20 protein-coding genes and 2 pseudogenes are annotated in these 22,015 nt (G+C 72.0%); 15 read left to right on the top strand and 7 right to left on the bottom strand.

All coding sequences use genetic code 11. From position 1 onward, the window contains the following. The first annotated feature begins 93 nt into the window (after nt 1-93). Both ACWGJM_RS34190 and ACWGJM_RS34185 read left to right on the top strand, forming a co-directional pair. The gene (locus tag ACWGJM_RS34190; RefSeq protein ID WP_453415641.1) at nt 94-1,269 is read left to right on the top strand and encodes a YihY/virulence factor BrkB family protein; all 1,176 of its coding nucleotides are present in this window, start codon (nt 94-96) and stop codon (nt 1,267-1,269) included. Nucleotides 1,270-1,419: 150 nt separating this feature from the next. Next, nucleotides 1,420-2,106 carry a helix-turn-helix domain-containing protein gene (locus tag ACWGJM_RS34185; RefSeq protein ID WP_453415640.1) on the top strand — a complete coding sequence of 229 codons (687 nt, stop codon included), beginning with the start codon at nt 1,420-1,422 and terminating at the stop codon, nt 2,104-2,106. On the opposite strand, the gene ACWGJM_RS34180 is transcribed toward ACWGJM_RS34185, so the two are convergent. Beyond that, complete coding sequence (locus tag ACWGJM_RS34180; RefSeq protein WP_453415639.1) at nt 2,089-2,490, bottom strand: VOC family protein; 402 nt, start codon at nt 2,488-2,490, stop codon at nt 2,089-2,091. The two genes, ACWGJM_RS34185 and ACWGJM_RS34180, sit on opposite strands and share 18 nt — an antisense overlap. A gap of 70 nt (nt 2,491-2,560) precedes the next feature. Next, on the bottom strand, nt 2,561-2,800 hold the full coding sequence (locus tag ACWGJM_RS34175; protein WP_453415638.1) for a hypothetical protein: 240 nt from the start codon (nt 2,798-2,800) through the stop codon (nt 2,561-2,563). 119 nt (nt 2,801-2,919) lie between these two features. On the opposite strand from ACWGJM_RS34175, the gene ACWGJM_RS34170 reads away from it, so the two are divergent. From ACWGJM_RS34170 to ACWGJM_RS34160, 3 genes are all read left to right on the top strand, one after another. Continuing rightward, nucleotides 2,920-3,570, top strand: coding sequence for a ThuA domain-containing protein (locus ACWGJM_RS34170; protein ID WP_453415637.1), 651 nt, complete (start codon nt 2,920-2,922; stop codon nt 3,568-3,570). 160 nt (nt 3,571-3,730) lie between these two features. Then, a complete protein-coding gene (locus ACWGJM_RS34165; protein WP_453415636.1) occupies nt 3,731-4,594 on the top strand; it encodes an isocitrate lyase/PEP mutase family protein in 864 nt (287 codons plus the stop codon). After that, entirely contained in the window at nt 4,591-4,848 is a 258-nt protein-coding gene (locus ACWGJM_RS34160) for a hypothetical protein (protein WP_453415635.1), read from the top strand. Before ACWGJM_RS34165 ends, ACWGJM_RS34160 begins: the two co-directional genes overlap by 4 nt. Before the next feature lie 74 nt (nt 4,849-4,922). On the opposite strand, the gene ACWGJM_RS34155 is transcribed toward ACWGJM_RS34160, so the two are convergent. Next, on the bottom strand, nt 4,923-5,972 hold the full coding sequence (locus ACWGJM_RS34155) for a LacI family DNA-binding transcriptional regulator (protein ID WP_453415634.1): 1,050 nt from the start codon (nt 5,970-5,972) through the stop codon (nt 4,923-4,925). Between the two features lie 179 nt (nt 5,973-6,151). Between ACWGJM_RS34155 and ACWGJM_RS34150 the strand changes: the two are divergent. Next, nucleotides 6,152-6,825: pseudogene (locus ACWGJM_RS34150) on the top strand (alginate lyase family protein); the annotation flags it as partial. Between the two features lie 93 nt (nt 6,826-6,918). Then, entirely contained in the window at nt 6,919-8,502 is a 1,584-nt protein-coding gene (locus ACWGJM_RS34145) for a carboxylesterase/lipase family protein (protein ID WP_453415633.1), read from the top strand. A 60-nt stretch (nt 8,503-8,562) separates the two neighbouring features. Here the strand turns inward: ACWGJM_RS34145 and ACWGJM_RS34140 are convergent, their stop codons facing one another. Beyond that, nucleotides 8,563-9,246: a LacI family DNA-binding transcriptional regulator gene (locus tag ACWGJM_RS34140; RefSeq protein WP_453415632.1), complete on the bottom strand. Its 684-nt coding sequence runs from the start codon at nt 9,244-9,246 to the stop codon at nt 8,563-8,565. Between the two features lie 41 nt (nt 9,247-9,287). Further along, the gene (gene mmuM, locus ACWGJM_RS34135; RefSeq protein ID WP_453415631.1) at nt 9,288-10,214 is read right to left on the bottom strand and encodes a homocysteine S-methyltransferase; all 927 of its coding nucleotides are present in this window, start codon (nt 10,212-10,214) and stop codon (nt 9,288-9,290) included. A 20-nt stretch (nt 10,215-10,234) separates the two neighbouring features. On the opposite strand from mmuM, the pseudogene ACWGJM_RS34130 reads away from it, so the two are divergent. Next, nucleotides 10,235-10,417 (top strand): annotated as a pseudogene (locus tag ACWGJM_RS34130) (amino acid permease); the annotation flags it as partial. A 50-nt stretch (nt 10,418-10,467) separates the two neighbouring features. Here the strand turns inward: ACWGJM_RS34130 and ACWGJM_RS34125 are convergent. Then, nucleotides 10,468-12,501: an autotransporter gene (locus ACWGJM_RS34125; protein WP_453415630.1), complete on the bottom strand. Its 2,034-nt coding sequence runs from the start codon at nt 12,499-12,501 to the stop codon at nt 10,468-10,470. A 251-nt stretch (nt 12,502-12,752) separates the two neighbouring features. On the opposite strand from ACWGJM_RS34125, the gene ACWGJM_RS34120 reads away from it, so the two are divergent. Beyond that, entirely contained in the window at nt 12,753-13,844 is a 1,092-nt protein-coding gene (locus tag ACWGJM_RS34120) for a glycoside hydrolase family 43 protein (RefSeq protein WP_453415629.1), read from the top strand. A gap of 1 nt (nt 13,845) precedes the next feature. Beyond that, nucleotides 13,846-15,258, top strand: a complete 1,413-nt coding sequence (locus tag ACWGJM_RS34115; RefSeq protein ID WP_453415628.1) for an RICIN domain-containing protein — start codon at nt 13,846-13,848, stop codon at nt 15,256-15,258. Nucleotides 15,259-15,273: 15 nt separating this feature from the next. Here the strand turns inward: ACWGJM_RS34115 and ACWGJM_RS34110 are convergent, their stop codons facing one another. Then, on the bottom strand, nt 15,274-16,962 hold the full coding sequence (locus tag ACWGJM_RS34110) for a rhamnogalacturonan lyase B N-terminal domain-containing protein (protein ID WP_453415627.1): 1,689 nt from the start codon (nt 16,960-16,962) through the stop codon (nt 15,274-15,276). A 230-nt stretch (nt 16,963-17,192) separates the two neighbouring features. On the opposite strand from ACWGJM_RS34110, the gene ACWGJM_RS34105 reads away from it, so the two are divergent. From ACWGJM_RS34105 to ACWGJM_RS34085, 5 genes are all read left to right on the top strand, one after another. After that, complete coding sequence (locus ACWGJM_RS34105) at nt 17,193-18,242, top strand: rhamnogalacturonan acetylesterase (RefSeq protein ID WP_453415677.1); 1,050 nt, start codon at nt 17,193-17,195, stop codon at nt 18,240-18,242. A 67-nt stretch (nt 18,243-18,309) separates the two neighbouring features. Next, entirely contained in the window at nt 18,310-20,031 is a 1,722-nt protein-coding gene (locus ACWGJM_RS34100; RefSeq protein WP_453415626.1) for a DUF2264 domain-containing protein, read from the top strand. Between the two features lie 180 nt (nt 20,032-20,211). Next, on the top strand, nt 20,212-20,580 hold the full coding sequence (locus tag ACWGJM_RS34095) for a VOC family protein (RefSeq protein WP_453415625.1): 369 nt from the start codon (nt 20,212-20,214) through the stop codon (nt 20,578-20,580). 74 nt (nt 20,581-20,654) lie between these two features. Next, a complete protein-coding gene (locus ACWGJM_RS34090) occupies nt 20,655-21,149 on the top strand; it encodes a hypothetical protein (protein ID WP_453415624.1) in 495 nt (164 codons plus the stop codon). 14 nt (nt 21,150-21,163) lie between these two features. After that, nucleotides 21,164-21,919 carry an isocitrate lyase/PEP mutase family protein gene (locus ACWGJM_RS34085; RefSeq protein WP_453415676.1) on the top strand — a complete coding sequence of 252 codons (756 nt, stop codon included), beginning with the start codon at nt 21,164-21,166 and terminating at the stop codon, nt 21,917-21,919. The last annotated feature ends 96 nt before the right edge of the window (nt 21,920-22,015 follow it).

Below are 22,015 nucleotides of genomic sequence, written 5' to 3'. Positions count from 1 at the left end.
GCCGGGGGCCGCGCCGAGCCGCCGTCCCGAGCCGCCGACCGTACCGCCGCCCGCGAGATGAGTCGGGTCGGCCCTGGCGGATACCTTTAGGTCGTGCAGCCAGCAAGTGAACCCCCCGAGCGGCCCGGCGGCCGGCTCCACCGGGCCAGAGCCCTCTACCGGAACGTCTCCAAGCGCAGGACCGCCTGGCTGCTGCTGAAGGACACCGTCAACTCGTGCATGGAGTACCGCATCCTGGGGCTGGCCGCGGAGGCGGCGTTCTTCACGCTGCTGTCCGTGCCGCCGCTGCTGCTGAGCCTGATCGGGCTGCTCGGCTATGTCGACGACTGGACCGGCGCCGACACCATCCACTCCCTGGAGAACAACCTCCTGGAGGCCTCCCGGACCGTCCTGTCCGACAAGGGCGTCAAGGAGATCGCCGAGCCCATCCTGCACGATGTGATGAAGGGCGGCCGCCCGGACGTCATCTCCATCGGCTTCGTGTTCGCCCTGTGGTCGGGCTCCCGCGCGGTGAACGTCTTCATCGACACGATCACCGTGATGTACGGCCTGGACGGGGTCCGGGGCATCGTGCGGACCCGGATCATGGCCTTCCTGCTGTTCATCGTGGCACTGCTGATCGGCTCGGTGGCGCTGCCGCTGATGGTGGCGGGGCCGGACGCGGTGGTGCGGATCGTGCCGTGGTCGGAGACGTTGGTGCAGGTCCTGTACTGGCCGGTGGTGATCATTCTGTCGATCGCCTTCCTCACCACGCTCTACCACGTCTCCGTGCCCGTCCGCTCGCCGTGGATCGAGGACGTGCCCGGTGCCCTGGTCGCGCTGGCCATGTGGGTCCTGGGCAGCTTCCTGCTGCGCATCTACCTCACCCACACCATCGAGGGCGCCACGATCTACGGCTCGCTCGCCGCCGCCGTCGCGGTCCTGTTGTGGATCGGTGTGTCCGCGTTCGCCGTGCTGGTCGGGGCCGCCGTGAACGCGGCCATCGACCGGGTCTGGCCGGCCGCCGCCACGGCCGCCGCCCGTGCCGCCCAGGAGCGGCTGCGCGAGGTCCAGGTCGCCGAGTACGTCGCCCGGGCCGCCGCGGCCCGCGAGGCCGATCCGGACGACGCCGACATGCCGTCCGAGTTCCCCGAGCGCTGGTCCCGCTTCCTGCCCCCGGAGGACGTGACGGCGCGCCTCCGCGCCCATGTGAAGAGCCAGCACAATGCGAAGGGCCAGCACAACGCGCACCACAAGGCGGGGGACGACAGGGAACGGCCGGAGAAGTGAACGGGCGGGGCCCGCGGATGCCCCTCGCGCCCGGCCCGGCGGGGCGCCTGCGCACGCGCGGGCCGATGGAGGGCCCGCGTGTGTGTGGCGTCCCAGGGACCCGGACGATCCGGGCATCCCGTGGGGCGTCGTCGGCGTAGCCTGACGGGCGTGTACCAGGAGCGGGTGTCCCGGCTGAGCGGCGCGGTGGTGTGGCGCCGCACCCTGGAGGACCCCGCGGTGCGGCCGGTGCTGCCCGACGGCTGCATGGACCTGCTGTGGAGCGAGGGACGCCTGCTGGTCGCGGGGCCCGACACGCACGCGTACGTCCCGGAAGGCCCGCCCCGCCGCTGGGCGGGCGTCCGCTTCCGCCCCGGCACGGCGCCCGGCTTCCTCGGCGTACCGGCGTACGAACTGCGCGACCGCCGCGTGGAGCTGGCCGATCTGTGGCCCGCCGCCGAGGTACGGCGCCTGCGCGCCCGCGTCGAGGCGGCGCCGGAACCCGCGACGGCCCTGGAGGACATCGCGCTGGAGCGGGCGGCCGAGGCGGGCCCGCAGGACCCGCTGCTCGGGCGGCTCGTCGCGGCGCTGGACGCGGGCCGACCGGTCGCCGCCACGGCCGACGGACTCGGTCTCGGCGCACGCCAGTTGCACCGCCGCTGTCTGAACGCCTTCGGCTACGGTCCCAAGACGCTGGCCCGGGTGCTGCGGCTTCAGCGGGCGCTCGCGCTCGCCCGCACCGGGGTGCCGTTCGCCGAGACCGCGGTGCGGGCCGGCTACGCCGACCAGCCGCACCTGGCCCGGGACGTGCGCGAACTGGCGGGGGCGACGCTCGGGGAACTACTGGGCCGCCGGTAGCGGCGCGAACAGGTCGACGCCGTTGCCGTCAGGGTCGTGCACGGTCGCGTACCGCTGTCCCCAGAAGGCGTCCCACGGCTTGAGCTCCCCGTGGTACCCGGCGCCCACCAGGTCCTCGTACACGGCGTCGACGTCGGCGGGCGTCCCGCACCGGAAGGCGAGCGAGACGCGGCCCCCGCCGGCCGGCGGCCGCCAGCCGGGGTGGAAGGAGCGGACGGTGTCCTCGGTGTCCAGGGCGAGGGTCAGCCCGCCGGGCAGCTCGGCCTCGACGTGGGGCTGGTCCTCGGCGCCGTCGGGGAAGACGAGCCCGAGGCGGCGGTAGAAGGCGAGCGAGGCGGCCAGGTCGGAGGCCACCGCGCCGATCACTGCGCATCGTGGAGTCATGGCCGTCACCGTAGGCGGGACACGGCGGGCCGGTCTTGAACGAATCGGACACGCGCGGGCCCCCTACGGGTCACGCCTTCAGCGCCACGAGGCGGTACAGCGGGTCAGGACGCGCCGTGTCCTGCTCCGGCAGGGCGGCGAGCCGGCGGCACACGTCCCGCACTTCGCCCGGGGCGGCCCGCGCGCACCAGGGGATGCGGCCCGTTCCGATCGCCTCCCGCCATCCGCGCGGGCTGCGGCCCTGCCCGCTGCCGGGGAAGACGGTCTCGCCCGCGAGAGCCATACCGTGCCGGGCCACCAGGCCGAGCACGCGGGAGGAGTGATCGGACGCCCGCCGCGCGTGACGGCGGCGCAGTCCGGCCGTGGCCTGTGCGATGCCGCTGTCCCTTCAAGGGACTTGGTGCCGCCCGGCGGCATTAGGGTCCCGCCATGGCCGCCCGACTGCTCGTCTACACCCGCACCGCCGACTACCGCCACGACTCCATCCCGGACGCCGTCGCCGCCGTACGCTCCTTCGACGGCTTCGCCGTGGACGCCACCGAGGACCCCGCCGCCCTCGAACAGCCGCTTCAGCGTTACGCGGCGGTCGTCTTCCTCTCCACCAGCGGCGAGGTGCTCACTCCCGCCGGCCGGGACCGGCTCGCCGGGTACGTCGAGGCGGGCGGCGGCTTCGCCGGGGTGCACGCGGCGGCCTGCACCGAGTACGGCTGGCCGTACTACGGCGACCTGCTCGGCGCCCGCTTCGCCCGGCACCCCGCGTACCAGCCGGGGCGGGCGGTGGTCGAGGACCCCGCTCACCCGGCCACCCGGCACCTGCCCGCCGTCTGGGACTTCACCGACGAGTGGTACGACTTCCAGGCCGGCCCGCGCGGCGCCGTGCGGGTCCTGCTGCGCGCCGACGAATCGTCGTACGAGGGCGGCGGCATGGGGGAGGACCACCCGCTGGCCTGGTGCCGGGAGCAGGGCGCGGGCCGGGTCTTCTACACCGCCCTCGGACACGCCTCGGACGCCTACGCCGACCCCGCCTTCCGCGCCCACCTCGAGGGCGGGCTCGGGTGGGCGGCGGACCGGGTCGCGTGACGTTTCTGCGGTGAACCGGATGCTCCATCGGAGTGAGTAAAGGTCTCCTACAGGCGATCCCACGTGAATATCTAGAGAAGCTCTTGGCTTGGCAAAGGGCTGTCGCGACGCGGCGCCGCTCCCGGCGGGCGCGCCACCCACCCACATGAGGAGCCGGACCTTGACTCACGGGAAGAAGCTGCGCGAGCAGATCGCCGGGCCGGGGACCACCCCACTGATCGGCATCTATGACATGTACTCGGCATCGATCGCGGCCGAGCACTACGACGGGATGTTCGTCTCCGGCTTCGGCTTCGCGGCCTCGTACTACGGGCTGCCGGACATCGGATTCATCGCCTGGCCGGACATGGTCGCGTTCGTCCAACGGCTGCGGGGCGCGTTCCCGCACCACCATCTGCTGGTGGACATCGACGACGGGTACGTCGATCCGGAGGTCGCCTGTCACGTCGTCGAGGGACTGGAGCGGATCGGCGCCTCGGGTGTGATCCTCGAGGACCAGAAGCGGCCCCGCCGCTGCGGGCACGCCGACGGCAAGCAGGTGCTGCCGCTGGACGAGTACCTGGAGAAGCTCCAGAAGGTCCTCGCCACCCGCAAGGACCTGGTGGTGGTCGCCCGCACGGACGCCACGGACGAGCACGACATCCTGCACCGGGCCGAGCGGCTGGCCGCCACCGACGCCGACGTCATCCTGGTCGACGGGGTGCGCAGCGTGGCGTGGATCCGCAGGATCCGCGAGGTCGTCGGCGACAAGCCGCTGCTGTTCAACCAGATCGCCGGCGGCAAGTCGCCGCGCCTGTCGCTGAGCGAGCTCTCCGACCTCGGCGTGGACGTCGCGATCTACAGCACCCCCTGCCTGTTCGCCGCGCACGAGGCGATGGACTCCGCGCTGCGCGACCTGAAGGCGGCCGACGGACGGCTGCCCGAGGTGGACGCCGCGAGCGGGATCGGCGTCAAGGCGTCCACCCGCCTGCTGGAGCGGAACATCGCCCGCCACCGGCCCGCCCCCGAGGGCGTGGGCGTGTGAGCCGCGCCCTCCCCGGGCTGCGTACGGCCACGGTGATCGCGGCGGCCGTCCTCGGAGCCGCCGCCGGGCCCGCCGCCGCGAACGGCAGCAGCCTGGTCACCGTCATCGACAACTCGCAGGCCGACTCCATCGTCGAGGTCGACCGCACCAACAACGTCTCGACCGGCAGCGGCACCGCCGGCAGCGACCACGACGGCAGCGCCGTCGACCTGATGGAGGCCCTCGTCGGCGCCCCGCACCAGGACGACGACTGACCGCTTCGCGAAGTCACGAGGCGGCCGGACACCCCGTGCGGGAGGTGCCCGGCCGCCCCCGTCGCCGCCCGTGCTCAGTCCCCGTCGGCCGGCGGTGCCGTGCTCGCCCGCAGTACCAGCCGTGTCGACAGCTCGGTGCGCGTTCCCTCCGGACGCTCGCCGCGCATCATCCGCACCAACAGCCTGAGGGCCGTCGCCGCCACCTCCGACAGCGGCTGACGGACCGTCGTCAGCGGCGGGGTGACCCAGCGGGCCTCGGGGAGGTCGTCGAAACCGACCACACTGATCTCGTCCGGCACCCGCACCCCGCGCTCGGCCAGCGCCGCGTACACCCCGAGCGCCATCCGGTCCGAGCAGACGAACAGGGCCGTCGGCGGTTCGGGCAGATCCAGCAGCTCATGCGTGTGCAGGCGCGCGGTGGCCTCGTCGAAGCCCGCGTGGCGGATGTACTCGGCGCGCTGCCGCACCCCGGCCGACGCCAGCGCCGAGCGGTAGCCGGCCACCCGGGCGCTGCTGCACATCCGGCGCCGGTGCCCGGCGATCACGGCGACACGCTCGTGGCCCAGCCCCAGCAGGTGCTCGGTCGCGGTCACCCCGCCCTGCCAGTTCTGCGCTCCCACCGAGACCACGCCCGACGGGGGTTCGTGCACCGGGTCGATCATCACGTACGGAATGCGGTGCTGGTCGAGCCAGGCGTACTGCGAAGGGGACAGCTCGGCCAGGCTGAACAGCACCCCGGAGGAGCCGCGCGCGGCGAGCTTGTCCAGCCAGCCCCGCTCCGGCCGCCCGCCCAGGGTCCGGTTGAGCCCGGCCGAGACCACCACCTCCAGGCCCGCCTCGTGCGCCGCCTCCTCCACGCCGTGCAGCACCGCGCCCGAGCAGGAACTGTCCAGCGAGTGCACCACGAGGTCGACCAGGCCGGGCGTCTTTCCCGTGTCGAAGCGGGGTCTGCGCACGTAACCCAGCCGGTCCAGCGCCTCGGTGACCCGGCGGCGGGTCTCCGGCGCCACGTCCTCGCGCCCGTTGACCACCTTGGACGCGGTCGGAACCGACACCCCCGCCTCGCGCGCCACCACAGCCAGTGTCGGACCGGCCGCCACGCTCGTGCTCCCCGTACGGACCATCGCCGAACCCGCCTTCCCAGCCCGCCCGAGGCCCTCCGAAAGTTGCGACCAACGCTGCTTCCGCATCCCGGGCACCGACCGGGCAGAAAGCGCTTCCTACGATAGGTGCGCGTCAACACGGCGGGAAGACATGGGAATTCACAGGATCACAGCGCGTGGAACTTTCGAAACCTCGAACAGCCGTCACCACCGCCCACGGCGACTGCGCCGCGCGCATCCTCAACGCCTGAACGGCCAAGCTCACCACCGTCACCGGCAACGCCGACCGCTTCCTCGCCGTCGGCATCTACGGCCGGCAGTTCGCCGACGCCGCCGAACTCATGCGCGGCCACAACGGGTTCGACCTCGCCGCCTTCCAGAACATGATGGTGAACGTCTTCCACCCGCTCAACAACCAGTTCCTCACCGGCCACAACGACGCCTGCGTCACCAACTACCGGGCGAACCGGGACCTGTACAACATGGCCTCCGTCATGGCCATCGGGATCCTCACCGACAACGCCGCCAAGTACGACCAGGCCGTCACCTGCTTCAAGTCCGGTGCAGGCAACGGCTCCCTGGCCCACGCGGTGCCCCATTTGTACACCGACGCCGACGGCTACGCCCTCGGCCAGTGGCAGGAGTCCGGCCGCGACCAGGGCCACACCGTCATGGGCATGGGACAGATGGGCGCCCTCTGCGAGATGGCCTGGAACCAACCTGGGGCACCGGCCAGAGCTGTGCCCAGCAGTCCCGGACGGCGATCGCCCAGATGGCCGCCTCCGTCGCGCCCGAGGGCGGCGGCGGGGACTACGGCTCCACCAGCGGAGGCTACGACCAGCTGGGCTTCGGTACCCTCCTGTACGCCAAATAGCCCTCACCGCGCGTGCGTGCGGCGGAATACCCGGCAGTGATGTGGTGCTGTGGTGTTACCGGTGCACGAGTACCGCGAAGGGCTGGTGGTCACATGACGGCAGACCGGACGGACCCCGTCGTCAGAACGCCGTACGGGGCGGTGCGCGGCAGGTACGAGCACGGGACCGCCGTCTTCCGCGGCATCCCGTACGCCGCCCCGCCCTTCGGGCCGCTCCGGTTCCGCCCGCCCGAACCGCCCGAACCCTGGGACGGGGTGCGCGACGCGGGCGCCTTCGGGCCCACGGCGCCGAAACCGCCGTACTCGGAGGCGTTCGCGCAGTACCTGTCCGACCCGGTGGTGCCCGGCGACGACTGCCTGAACCTCAACGTATGGACCCCCGAGCCGGGCCCCGCCGCCCGGCTCCCCGTCCTCGTATGGCTGCACGGAGGAGCCCTGACCAGGGGCTCCTCCGCCGTACCCGTGTACAACGGGCGCGCCTTCGCCCGCGACGGCGTCGTCTTCGTCTCGGTCAACTACCGGCTGGGAACGGAGGGCTACGGACTGTTCCCGGACACGCCCGCCAACCCCGGACTGCGCGACCAGCTGGCCGCCCTGCGCTGGGTGCACACCTCCATCGCGGCCTTCGGCGGCGACCCCGAACAGGTGACCCTGGCCGGGCAGTCGGCCGGCGCCATCAGCGCCGGCGCCCTGCTCGCCGCACCTCAGTCACAGGGCCTCGTCCGGCGGGCCGTGCTCCAGAGCGGGGCCCCGGAGGCCGTGGAGCGCGACAAGGTACGGCGGATGGTGCGCCGCATGGCGAACCGGCTGAGGATCCCCGCCACCGCCGAGGCCTTCGCCGCCGTCGACCGGGACCTGCTGCTGCACACCCAGGCCGAGGCCGGCCGGCTCAGCAGCCCGGTGCTGGGCGGCCCGTCCTTCGGCATCGTCGTCGACGGCGACCTCGTCCCGCGCGACCCGCTCCAGGCCCTCATCGACGGCGAGGCCGCACGCGACGTCGACCTGCTCATGGGCTGGACCCGCGACGAGTACCGGCTGTGGCTGGTGCCGGGCGGGCTGGTCGAACGCGTCGACCGGCTCGGCGCGGTGGCCCTGGCCGGCGCCATGGCCCGCTGCCACTGCGGCCACGAGGTGCCCCGCGGCTACCGCACCCTGTACCTGGACGCCTCACCCGCCGAACTCGTCGGCCAGATGGTCACCGACCATCTGCTGCGGGTCCCGATGCACCGCCTGGCCGACGCCCGACCCGGATCGTCGTACGTCTACGAGTTCGCGTGGCCCTCGAACCTCCCCAGGCTGGGCGCCTGCCACGCCCTGGAGCTCGGCTTCGTGTTCGACACCGGGGAGACCCCGGAATCCGCCCGGCTGGCCGGGGAGGGCGCGCCGCAGGAGCTGGCCGACACGATGCACTCGGCCTGGGTGCGGTTCGTGACCAGCGGGGATCCGGGATGGGAGCCGTGGGACACCGCCCATCCCGTGCGGATCCTCGGCGACGGTGAACCGTATACCGCACACGGGCACCGGGATCCCGAGGTCGGCCTGTGGCCGACCGCCTCCGGGACAGCCGGGGCAGCCGGGGCACCGGATGCGATCGACGGCACACATGCCGCCCGCAGCGCCGAACTCGCGGCGACGGTACGCAGGCTGCGCCGCTCGGTCGGCACCCGCCTGCACTGAGAGCCTGAGCCGTCAGCGGTGCGCCGCGGCCGGCCGTCAGCGGTCCGCCGAGTCCGGCCGTCAGCGGTCCGCCGAGTCCGCGGCGTCCGCCCGGTCGGCCGGCCTCGCCACCGAGCCCCGCACCACCACGTGCGTTCCCAGCAGCAGGTGCTCGTCGGCCGAGTCCGCGGTGTGGCCGAGCGCGGTGCGCACGGCGAGGCGGCCCAGCTCCTCGTACGGGACGTGAACCGTGATCAGGGCGGGATACAGGTCCCGCGCGAACGGGATGTCGTCGTACCCGGCCGGCGACACGTCGCCCGGCAAGTCGCGGCCCGCCTCGTGCAAGGCGGTCAGCGCGCCCGCCGCCACCATGTCCGTGCCGGCCACCACCGCCGTGAACTCCAGCCCCCGCCGCAGGGCCTCCCTCATCAGGCGGTGGCCCGAGTCACGGGTGAAGTCGCCGTGCAGCAGCAGCTCGGGGTCGGCCTCCAGGCCGCGGGCGCGATGGGCGGCGAGGTAGCCGCGCTCACGGCCCTGCGCCGTGGTGTGGTCCGGCTTGCCGCCCGGGAACAGCACCCGCCGGTGGCCCTGCGCGAGGACGTGCGCGCCCAGGACGTAGGCGCCGCCCTCGTTGTCGTACTCGATGACCGTCACCGGCGCCCCCGGCCCCAGCGGCGGGCGGCCGCACAGCACCAGCCGGGAGCCCGCCGACGCCAGCGAGTCGCCGATCCGGCGGGTGCGCTCGCGGTAGGAGGTCGAGCTCAAAGGGGGCGCGGGGACCCCCTACGGCGAGACGGCGAGCCTGTTCAGGCCGCGCCCACCGTTCGTGCGATCGACGCGATCGTCTCAGGGCCCACCCGGCAGCAGCCGCCGATCAGCCGGGCGCCCGTCTTCCGCCAGGCCTCGACCTGCTCCGCGGCGAAGCTGGAGCAGCCTTTCCAGGTGCGGGCCCCGGCGTCCCAGGCCTCGCCGCTGTTGGGGTAGACCACCACAGGCTTCCCGGTCACCCGGACGGCGGTCTCGATCGCGTGCTCCACGTCCTCGGGGGCGCAGCAGTTGACGCCGACCGCGATCACCTCGTCGGCGTCGGCGGCCAGGGCGAACGCGTCCTCCAGCGGTTGTCCGGCGCGCGTACGACCGCCGTCGACGGTATACGAAAGCCAGGCAGGTGTATCCAATCCGCGCACCGCCCGCAGCAGCGCCGCCGCCTCGTCCGCGTCCGGAACCGTCTCCAGGGCCAGCACGTCGGGCCCTGCCGCCGCCAGCACCTCGAGACGGGGCCGGTGGAAGCGCTCCAGCTCGGCCACGCTCAGCCCGTACCGCCCCCGGTACTCGGAGCCGTCCGCGAGCATCGCCCCGTACGGGCCGACGGAAGCCGCCACCCACAACGGACGCGCCGTCCCCCCGGCGTGGGCCCGCCGCGCCGCCTCCCGGGCCAGCTCCACGCTCAGCGTGAGCAGCCGGGCCGCCTCCTCCTGGCCGATCCCGCGTTTCGCGAAGCCCTCGAAGGTGGCCTGGTAGCTGGCGGTGATCGCCACGCTCGCGCCCGCCTCGAAGTAGGCGAGGTGTGCCTCGGTGACGGCTTCCGGCCGCTCCGCGAGCAGCCGTGCCGACCACAGCTCGTCGCTCAGGTCGTGCCCGGCGGACTCGAGCTGGTTGGACATGCCGCCGTCGAGCACGACGGTGCCGGCGGCGAGGGCTTCGGCGAGCGGGGGAGCGGTGTCGCTGGTCATGCCCCGACGCTAGTCCGTAATGGCTGGCCCGCGGCAGCCGCGACCGCGTCCGCCCCGCCGGCCTCACCCGCGACCTGATCGTCGCCGCCCTCTCCTTCGCCTTCTCCTTCTGGCTGATCGCGGGCGCCGGCTACGCCGCCGTCTACCAGGGCGTGCTGTTCCTCTTCGCGGGCATCCCGGTGTACGTGTGGCTGCGCGGACGGGGGGGAACCGGCGGAGCAGTCCGCCTAGGCCGCCCAGCGGGCGCCGAAGCTCACCCCGCCGTGTGCCGATCGCCCCGGCGCCGCCCCCTGACCCGTCCGCGCAGGCTCGCGGGGAACACCAGCCCGCCCAGCAGGCCGAGCGCGAGGACGTACGGCCACCAGCCGAAACCCTCGGCCGCGCTGCTCGTGCTCCGGGTGTCGACCGCCTTCGGGCCGGCCGCGGCCTCGGCGCGGGCGCTCGCCGCCGGGTTGCTCTCGACGGCGGTGAGGACGACGTCGTTGCCGTCGCCGCCCCGGTAGGTGATCCGGTAGACGGTGTCCGCCAGCTTCACCTCCGCACCCTCGCGCAGGCCGTCGAAGGCGCCGACGGTCCGGGACGCTCCCTGGTGATCGACGACGGTGATCTCCGGCGCGGGGCCGCCCCCGGCCGCGGACATGTCGAAGGACCCGTCCAGCCGCAGCCTGCCCGCCACCTTCAACGGCCGTCCGCGCAAGACCAGTTCGCCCTTCGCGCGCTGGCTGTAGTCCCCTGTCACGGTCAGACCCCCGGCGACCACACCGTCGTTCGTCACCGAACCCCTCACCGTGCCCTCGCCGGTGAGCGCGGTGGCCACGCGCAGCGCCGAGGGGCCCGTGTCCAGCCGTGCGTCGGCCGACGTGAGCCGGATCGCCTTGCTGCGGGAGAGGGTGGCGCCCGCGCGGAGCGCCAGGATGCCGCTGGAGACGGTGGTCGTGCCGGTGTACGTCACCGCGCTGCCGGTGAGCGTGAGGGGTGCCGCGCCCGACTGGGTGAGGGAGCCGCTGCCGCTGATCCGGGAAAGGGCCAGCCCCGTGTACTTGTTGTTCAGCACGAGTGAGCCGTTGTCGACGATCCTGCAGAGCTCGCCTTTTGTGTACAGTCCGCCGTCGCCGCCGTACTTGCCGCTGCCCAGCCGCAGTACGGCGTTCTTCTCGACGGTCGTCGAGCCGTTGTAGTACTGGATGGCCGCGAAGGTGACGTCGTTGCCCTTCGTGCCCTTGACGACGACGTCGCCGGCGCCGGGCGCGGCCAGCGTGTCGTGGTACTTGCCGCCGCCGATGGGGGCGCCCAGCGTCACGGGCCCGTTGTAGTCGAACGTGAGCAGCGAACGGGACCGGGCGGCCAGCAGATTGATGTAGACGGTCTCGGCGGTGCCCGGCATGAAGATCTTGTCCGTGGTGCCGTCGCCCCACTGGACGTTCGCGCCCTTGATGTTGGTGCCGCGCTTGTTGACGTTCTTCCGCGCGGGCGTCCAGTTGAGGCCGGGGTCGCTGAGCGAGGGGTCGGTGTCGCCGCCCCGGTTCGACCAGCTGTACTGGCCGGTGAGGACGACCTTGCCGCCCGGCCGGGACTGCACGTTGATGTCGCTGCCGTACTCGCGCTGGTAGAAGTCCATCCCCATGGTGACGGTCCGGCCGAGCGGGGTGTCGACGGTCCAGGTGCCCTGGTTGAGGACCTTGCGCACGTTCGGCAGCGAGGTCGCGTACTCCGGCCCTCCGGCGTTCAGCTGCGTGCCGTTGTCGATCACCCCGGAGAAGGTGTGGGTGCCGGAGAGGTCCCAGGTGCCCCAGAGGAACCTCGGCTGGGTGATCAGACCCGAGCCGCTGATGGTGCCCAGGTTGTAGGCGCTCTTGAGGGACAGCCGCAGGGTGCCGTCGACCCGGATGTTGTCCTGGTTGAGGCGGAACGCCGGGGTGTTGTAGGGGAAGTGGCCGATCAGCCCGGTCGTGCCGCCGTTTCCGTACTGGAGGGTCGCTCCGCGCGCGACCGTGATCGCCGGCGGGTCCGGGTGGGTGACGGTGACGTACGGGTGGTTGCCGCCCTCCGTCCTCACCGCCTGCCGCTGCCGGGACTTGGGCAGGGTGAAGTCGCTGTCCCTGGTGAGGATCAGCGTTCCACTGCCGCGCACGGTGAGGGTGCCCTCGCCGCGGAAGACGCCCTCGTACGTCGTGGTCCCGGCGGGCACGGTGACCAGGGTGTCGCCGCCGAGCGTGACGTCCCGGCCCGCGAGCACGTCGGCTGTGACGTCACGGGTGCCGGCCGCGGCCGGGGGAGCACCGATCATGAGGGTGACCGTCGCGAGGACGCCGACGGTCGCTGCTGTCCTGTGGATGTGGCTGCGCACGTACTGGGAGACGGGCGGGGAGGCGGCCGATAACAAAAATCCGTGCAGCTCCCAGAAATCGCTTACCCCCGTGTCTCGTCAGACCCGTTGACCCCGTGGTGGCTCACCCTTACCTTTTCGGCGTTCGTAATCACAGATGATGTCCGTGATTTCGAACCCCCTCATGTCTCCCCCACCGAGAGGCAGTCCACATGAGCCGCGATCACGACCTGCCCCGAGTCCCCAGCCGGAGAGTGGTGCTGAAGGGCGCCGCGGCTGGTGCCGCCCTGACCGCCCTGTCCGGCGCCCCCGCCGAATCCGCCGAATCCGCCGAATCCGCGCCCCGGAAGGCGGCCCCGTACGTGAACCCCCTCGTCCCCCAGCGAGCCGACCCCCACATCACCCGCCACACCGACGGCTCCTACTACTTCACGGCCACCGTCCCCGAGTACGACCGCATCATCCTGCGCCGCTCCCGCACCCTCAACGGCCTCGCCACCGCCACCGAATCGGTGGTCTGGCGGGCACACACCACCGGCCCGATGGGCGCGCACATCTGGGCGCCGGAACTGCACCGCATCGACGGCAAGTGGTACATCTACTTCGCCTCCGCGCCCGCCGAGGACGTATGGGCGATCCGCATCTGGGTCCTGGAGAACGCCCACCCCGACCCCCTCAAGGGCACCTGGACCGAAAAGGGCCAGATCAAGACGGCCTGGGAGACCTTCTCCCTGGACGCCACCACCTTCACCCACCGTGGCACCCGCTACCTCGCCTGGGCCCAGCACGAGCCCGGCATGGACAACAACACCGCGCTGTGGCTGTCGGAGATGGCCGACCCCTGGTCCCTGACCGGACCTCAGATCCGGCTCTCCACGCCCGAGTACGACTGGGAGTGCGTCGGCTACAAGGTCAACGAGGGTCCCTACGTCCTGAAACGCAACGGACGGATCTTCCTGACCTACTCCGCCAGCGCCACCGACTACCACTACTGCGTCGGCCTGCTCACCGCCGACGCCCACGGCGACCTCATGGACCCGGCGACCTGGTCCAAGTCACAGGCCCCCGTCTTCACCAGCAACGACACCACCAAGCAGTACGGCCCCGGCCACAACTGCTTCACGGTCGCCGAGGACGGCCGCACCGACGTCCTCGTCTACCACGCCCGCCAGTACAAGGAGATCACCGGCGACCCGCTCGACGACCCCAACCGCCACACCCGGATCCAGAAGCTCGGCTGGAACCCGGACGGCACCCCGGGCTTCGGCGTACCCGTCGCCGACACCGTGAAGGAGAGTGCCTGAGATGAGACGTGTGTATGCGATCCTCCTGGCCCTGTGCTGCGCTCTCGCCGCGGCACTGGCGACCGCCGGACCCGCCCAGGCCGCGGCCAGGACCATCGCCAACGGCACCGGTTTCACGGACACTTCGGGCGCCGTCCTGCACGCCCACGGCGGCGGAGTCATCAAGGTCGGGTCCTACTACTACTGGTTCGGCGAGGACCGCAACTCCGACAACACCTTCCGGTACGTGGACGCCTACCGGTCCACCGACCTCAAGAGCTGGGAGTTCCGGGGCCACGTCCTCAGCCAGTCCGGCGCCCCGGAGCTGGCCACCGCCTACATCGAGCGGCCCAAGGTCATCTACAACGCCGCCACCGGCAAGTTCGTCATGTGGATGCACAAGGAGAACGGCACCGACTACAGCGAGGCCCGCGCCGCCGTCGCCGTCTCCGGCACGGTCGACGGGACCTACACCTACCAGAGCAGCTTCCGCCCGCTGGGCCAGTACATGTCCCGGGACATCACCACGTTCGTCGACACGGACGGCACGGCCTACATGGTCTCCGCCGCCAACGAGAACTACGACCTGCACATCTACAAGCTGACCGCCGACTACACCGGCATCGCGAGCCTGGTCGCCAACCCCTGGCCGGGCGGCCACCGCGAGGCCCCGGCGCTGTTCAAGCGGGGCAGCGTCTACTTCATGCTGACCTCGGGCGCGACCGGCTGGAGCCCCAACCAGCAGCAGTACGCCACCGCGACCTCCCTCGCCGGCCCGTGGACGCCGATGACGAACGTCGGCGACTCGACCGCCTACGGATCGCAGACCGCATACGTTCTTCCCATACAAGGGACGTCCGGCACGTCGTACCTCTACATGGGCGACCGCTGGGGCGACTCCTTCGGCGGCACCGTCAACGACTCCCGCTATGTGTGGCTGCCGTTGGCCTTCCCGACCTCCACCACGATGTCCATGTCCTGGTATCCGGAGATCGCCGTCGACACCGCCGCCGGCACGGTCACCGGGACCGCCGCCACGTACAACACGCTGGTCGCCCGGCACAGCGGCAAGTGCGCCGACGTCACCAGTCAGTCGCTGTGGCAGGGTGCCCAGATCAAGCAGTACGACTGCAACGGCGGCACCCATCAGAAGTACTGGTTCAAGTCCGTCGGCGGTGGCTACTACCAGCTGGTGGTCAGGAACAGCTCCCTGTGCGCACAGGAGAACGCCGCCACCGTAACCCAGGAGAACTGCGGTGACTCGGCCACCAGCCAGCAGTGGTCGCTGACCACCTCCGGCTCCTACGTGACCGTCAAGGCCCGCGCCACCGGCGAGTGCCTGGACGTGTCCGGCGCGTCCACCGCCAACTCCGCCACGATCATCACGTATATCTGCAACGGAGGGACCAACCAGCAGTGGACGCGCGGAACATGACGAGCCGCCGGTGGGTCACGCCAGCAGATCGATGGCGTCGATCGACGTGCCCGCGCTGAGATAGGACGTCGTCCCCGAACCGCTCACCACGTAGACCTTCAGCGTGTTGTAGGCGCTGGTGTCCGTCTGCCAGGCCGACGCCGGGATGCTGTAACTGAAGGTGTAGTTGTTGCCCCGGTACGAGCCCACGGTCAGCGACCGGGTGCTCGGCTGGCTGGGCGGGGAGGGGATGGCGGAGGTCCAGGTGTCGTTGACGACGACCTGGGGGCGGCCGTTGGCGTAGGCCGTCGTGACGCCGATGCGCAGGGTGTGCGCGGCGGCGGCCTGGGCGGCCGTCAGCTTGAAGTAGACGATGATGCCGCTGTTGACGTCCTTCCAGAGGTAGCACGGGAAGGCGGACGTCTCGCTGCCGCTGCCGATCACCACGTTGCCGGTCCAGGAGGCGGCCCGGACGTCGGAGGGATGCGCGTACGTCATCAGGTCCGCGTTCTTGAAGCCGCTCGGGGTGCCGTTCCAGTCGCCGATCCGCCAGATCGCGCTCGCGTTGCCCGGGTCGTTGGAGGACGGGACGGTGATGGTGTTCAGGGTCGTCGTCGCGCCGGCGGACACCGTCACCGATGTGCTGTATACAGCCAGCTCGCCCTTGTAGACAGTCAGCGTGTACGCACCCGGCAGTATCCCGCCGACCGAGAAGTAGCCGTCCGACGCCCGCGCCGGCCCCCAGTACTGCGCCGTCGGGTTCGCGAGCCCCACGGTGTACGGGTACGCCGTGTTCCGCCCGGAGATGCCGACGCCCGCCACCCGGCCCCGGCCGCTCGCCGGTACGTATCCGGAGATGCCCAGCGAGTCCGCCCACGAGGTGGTGAGGGTGCCCGGGAACAGCGACGAGGAGGGTGCCCCGCCGTCCGTGAAGGCGATGACGTACGGGCCCTGGAGGCCGTAGCGCTCGGCCTCCGTCTGGTTCTCGCCGTAGTACAGGATCTCGTACAGGCCGCCGCCGTCCGCGCTCTGGTGGCGCAGCAGCGAGCGGTAGAAGGGGCCGCCGGAGGCCTTCTCGTGGTTGCTGCGGACGATCCACAGGCCGACGCCGCCCGTCGTCCAGCCGATGTGGTCGTAGTCCATCACCCGCAGCTTCGAGTAGTGCTTGGACCGCGTCTGCCCGTCGGACTTCGCGAACACGTCCGAGGCCTCGACGGTGCTGGTGGTGTACGTGTAGGAGTCGGACTCGTCGTTGAGGAACAGGTCCGCCTTGACGCGCACGATGTACCGGGTGGCGCTGACCGAGGAGTCCGCCTTGTTGGTCCACAGGTAGATGTTGTTCTCGCCGCTGCGCGCCGCGTAGTAGTGCTTGAGCGTGCCGTAGGCGACCGAGACCAGGATGGTCGTCCCCGACTGCTTGATGGTCACCGTGGACGTGCCGAGGCCGGACTCCACGTGCGAGTTCTTGCCGCCGTAGCCCTGGTACTCCGTGCCGCGGTAGACCAGCGAGGTCAGATCGCCGTTGGTCTTGCTGACCTTGAAGACCAGGTTGGCGCCGGTGTCGACGACGTAGTGGGAGCCGTCGTCGCTGTAGCCGAAACTCGCGGCCGACGCGGCCGACGCGGTGGTCGCGAGCGGTCCGGCGAGGGCGGCCGAACCGGCGGCCGCGGCCGTGCCGAGGACGAAGGTGCGGCGTCCGACCGGTCTGTTCACGGATCCGGACATGGGGGTGCCTCCTTCGGAGATGTGGGGTGCGGGTGTCAGGCAGAGTGACAGTTGAATCGAATTCGCGAAAGGGCTTTCGCCGAGAGACACTTGGCGGTCCTGTGAAATAGGTCCAAGGACTAGAAAGCGCTTGTCGCGAGCGGTACGGTCCAGCCGCCAGGTATGTCGTCGTGACGGAGGAGCCAGGAGTGAGACGTTTCACCGGTGTGCGTACGGCCGCGCTGGCGGCGATGACTCTCACGGCCGTCCTGTCGGCCGCGCCCGCCCACGCCCGCGACGGGCGACCGCCCCTCGGTCTCGACAACTGCACCGCCACCGCCTGCCACTTCGACGTCCCGCCCGGCACCTACGACGTGAAGGTGGTCCTCGGCGGTGAGACGGCGTCCAGCACCGCCATCACCGGCGAGACCCGGCGCTCCCTCCTCCCCGAGACCGCCGTCGCCGCCGGCCGGCACATCACCCGCGCGTTCACCGTGAACGTCCGCACCCCCGAGGGCGAGCCGACCGGCGCCGACGGAACCCCCGGGCTCGACCTGGCACTCGGCGGCTCGGCACCCGCCCTGGCCGGCATCAGGGTCACCGCCGCCGGATGGGGGTCCCCCCGCGCGAGCGCATTCGAGCGTGGGGGAGCCCGCCAGATCCTCCTCGTCGGCGACTCCACGGTCTGCGACCAGCCCGCCGACCCGTACTCCGGCTGGGGCCAGCAGCTCCCGCAGTACCTCGGCAAGGGCCTGTCCGTCGCCAACTACGCGGACTCCGGCGAAAGTACGGTCACCTACCTTCAGAACCCGCAGCTGTGGGGCACCGTCCAGCCGCTGATCCGCCCCGGCGACCTGGTGTTGATCCAGTTGGCCCACAACGACAAGACGACGGATGAGACGACGTACCGGGGGAACCTGGAGACACTGGTGGCGGGTGTGCGCGAGAAGGGCGGTGAACCGGTCCTCGTCACCCCGATCGTGCGCCGCTGGTTCAACGCCGACGGCACCCTGAACAACGACACGGCCCTCCTGGTCAACGGCCTCGGCGTCAACCACCCGGAGGTGATCCGCCAGGTCGCCGCCGCCGAGGACGTCCCGCTGATCGACCTCACCGCGAAGACCAAGGCGCTGGTGGAGTCGCTGGGCGTGGAAGGCTCCAAGGCGCTGTACCTGTACAACGAGAAGAAGGACAACACGCACACCTCCGCGCACGGTGCCACGGTCTACGCCGGCCTGGTCCGCGACGAACTCCTCGCCCAGCACCTGGTCCCGAAGGGCAAGGTGCGGGTGGGGCAGTGACCCTGGGGCGCCCCGACCGGAACCGGGGCGTCCCAGGCCCCCCTCCCCGGGCCCTGGAAGGAACCTGATGCACCTGCCCGCCGACGACCGCGCCCTCAGCCCCCGCACCGGTTACACCCGCGCGCACTGGGAGGCCGCCGCCGACGCCCTGCTCGCCGCCGTGGAACCGTACGCCACCCCCGACCGCGCGCTGTACCACCTGCCCGGCGAGCGCGAGAGCTGGTCGGGCCGTCTCTCCGACGGCCTGGAGGGGTACGCCCGCACCCTCCTGCTGGCCGCCTTCCGCCGCGACGAGACCGCGCTCGGCCGCTACGCCGAGGGCCTCGCCGCCGGCACCGCGGGCGTCTGGCCCCGCATCGAGGACCGCGGCCAGCCCCTGGTCGAGGCCGCGTCGATCGCGCTCGCGCTGCGCCTGACCCGCCCGCTGCTGTGGGACCGCCTGGACGACGCCGTACGGCAGCGGGCCGCGGACTGGCTCGCCGACGCGCTCACCGCCGAACCCTGGCCGTGCAACTGGGAGTTGTTCCCCGTCACCGTGGGCGGCTTCCTCGCGGAGATCGGCCACGAGCCCGACGCCGCCCGCAAGGCCATCGACCACGGCCTGGAGCGCATCGAGCAGTGGTACGTCGGGGACGGCTGGTACACCGACGGCGACGGCCGCAAGTTCGACTACTACAACGGCTGGGCCATGCACCTCTACCCGGTGCTGCACGCCTGGCTCGCGGACGACCCCGGCCTCCTCGACCTCTACGGCGGCCGCCTCGAAACCCACCTCGCCGACTACGCACGGCTGTTCGGCGCCGACGGCGCCCCGATGCACCAGGGCCGCTCCCTCACGTACCGCTTCGCGACGACGGCCCCGCTGTGGCTGGGCGCGCTCACGGGACGTACGCCGCTGGCGTCGGGGGAGACGCGGAGGCTGGCGTCGGGAGCGCTGAAGTACTTCCTGGACCGGGGAGCGGCCGACGACCGGGGTCTGCTGAGCCTCGGCTGGCACGGCCCCGACGAGGCGGTCCTCCAGGGCTATTCGGGGCCCGCGTCGCCGTACTGGGCGAGCAAGGGCTTCCTCGGTCTGCTGCTGCCCCCGGAACACGAGGTGTGGACGGCGGCCGAGGAGCCTGGCCCGGCAGAGCGCGCGGACGCGGTCACCCCGGTCACCGCCCCCAACTGGCTGCTCCAGTCGACGCGTTCGGACGGCCTGGTCCGGCTGCACAACCACGGCAGCGAGGACGTCCGCTACGACCCGTACTACACGCGGCTCGCCTACTCCACCGCGACGGCGCCCGCCGGCGCCCACGGCGACCGGCCGGACAACAGCGTGATCGTCGGCGGCGACGCGAGCCGTACGGACATCGTGCCGCTGGGTGTCGGGGACGGCTGGGCCGCCTCCCGGCACACCGTCCGGGACGGGATCACGGTGACCAGCCTGGTGGTGGCCGAGGGAGCGGCCGAGGTGCGGGCGCACCTGGTGGCGGGCGCGGCTCCCGGGACGCCCGTGCGGGTGACGGGCTGGGCTGCACCGGAGGGCGCACGGGCCGAACTCGCGGCAGCCGTGGGGCTCTCGGAGGACCTCGACGGCGTGACCGGCGAGGAGGCGACCCTCTTCGTCGCCCTGTCCCGCCTCACCGCCGAGCCGGCGCCCCCGCACCTGACGGAACTGGTCACCGTGGAGGTGCGGGGGAGCCATGAGCTGGTGGTCCAGTGGGCGGCGGGCCCGCCTAGGTCCTTCTGGTTCACGGCGTCAGACGGGCGATCCGCAGGCTCGTCGTGGTCGGTGACGCCCCGGTGAGCCTGGTGCTGTAGGAGGGTGCGACGGGTGCGTAGGCCCAGGTGAGCGTGCCGTCCTTGATGCCGCCCCGGTGGTGACGTGTCGTGCGTCGTGCAGATGTCTGCCCGGGCCGCCGCCGGACCCGGGAAGGTTGCCGAAATTCCGTCACCCTTTCCTCAGGCATCGACAAGAATCACGCCCATGACTTCCAAGATCCGTCACATCACGGTCGACTGCGCCGACGCCTACGTGCTCGCCACCTTCTGGTCCCAGGTCCTGGAACTGCCCGTGCACGACGACGATCATCCGGGCGACCCAGAGGCGCTGATCGAGGGCGCGGGACTGCTCTTCGTCACCGTGCCGGAGGCCAAGACCGTCAAGAACCGCGTCCACCTGGACCTCCAGCCGCAGGACCGCACCCGTGACGAGGAGGTCGAGCGGCTGCTCGCGCTTGGCGCCACGCTGGTCGCCGACCACCGCAGGCCGGACGGCACGGGCTGGGCGCTCCTGGCCGACCCGGAGGGCAACGAGTTCTGCGTGGAGCGCAGCGCGGGGGAACGCGCTCAGTAGGACCGGCACGGCGCGGACATCTGGCGCGGATACTTCGGCCGGGACCGAAGTGATCCGCGCCTAGCGTTCGAAGCATGACCGACACCGCACCCGGCACGGCACCTGTCACGACTTCCGTCGCCGCACCCGACACCCTCGCCCGGCACGTCACCGCCATGGTCGACCACGTCCTCGCCCTGGCCGCCACCTGGACCGCCTGGGACGGCACCCCCGCCCCCGTCGACGACCGCGTCTACACCCCGCACAAGGCGATCCGCCGGGTGGCCGACCACCTGGTCGACCACCTGGCGGAACTGGAGTCCCGGCTGGCGGGCGCCCAGCCCCAGCCCGACCACTGGCACGCCTCCGCGATCACCACCGCCGCCGACCTCGCACCCTTCACCGCCGAGGACCTCGACGAGGCCCGCAGTCGCCTCACCCGCCTCGCCCGCATCTGGGCACACCGCCTGGACGCGCTGACCGACGAGCAGCTCGACGCCTCGCCCGGCGAGGGCTGGAGCTTCCGCGAACTCGCCCACCACCTGAACGGGTCCACCTACTACGCCGACGCCGTGGGAGACCTGTCGTGACGGCCACGACAGGCATGACAGGGTTCGCCGAGCTGCACCGCCCGGGCGAGCCCCTGCTCCTGCCCAACGCGTGGGACCATGCCTCGGCGGCGGCCCTCGCGGCCCAGGGCTACGCGGCGATCGGTACGACCAGCCTCGCCGTCGCGGCTGCGGCGGGACTGCCCGACGGTGCCGCCGCCACCCGCGAGCACACCCTGCGGCTCGCCCTCACCCTCGGCACCGGGCCGTTCCTGCTGTCCGTGGACGCGGAGGGCGGCTTCAGCGACGACCCGGACGAGGTGGGGGAGTCGGCGCGCGAGCTGTGGGCCGTCGGCGCCGTCGGGATCAACCTGGAGGACGGCAACGGGCCGGCCGACCGGCACGCGGCGAAGATCGCGGCGGCCAAGTCGGCCGCGCCCGGCCTCTTCGTGAACGCGCGCACGGACACGTACTGGCTGGCCGACGGGGAGGGCACGCTGCCCCGCCTGGACGCCTACCGACAGGCCGGTGCCGACGGGGTGTTCGTCCCCGGCCTGACCGACCCCGGGCGGATCACCGCCCTGGTACGGCACCTCGACGTCCCCCTCAACATCCTCTACTCACCGGCCGGGCCCACCGTCGCCCACCTCGCCGAACTCGGGGTGAGCCGGATCAGCCTCGGCTCCCTGCTCTACCGCCGCGCGCTGGGCGCCGCGCTGGACGCGATGGCCGACATCGCCGGCGGGCGCACACCGCCGGGGACGACGCCCTCGTACGACGCCGTACAGGCACTGGGGCGCCGGCCGGGCTGAGAGCGACGGCACAGCCCCGTTCGCCCTGTCCTGGTACGGTGGAGGCTTTCTGGGGTATCAGACCCTTTGGACTCATCACCGGCGAGGGACCGAGGA

It is taken from the genome of Streptomyces sp. NPDC054834 (assembly GCF_053611185.1).
Note: the sequence above shows the minus strand (reverse complement) of the source record. Positions and strands in the feature narration are given on the sequence as shown.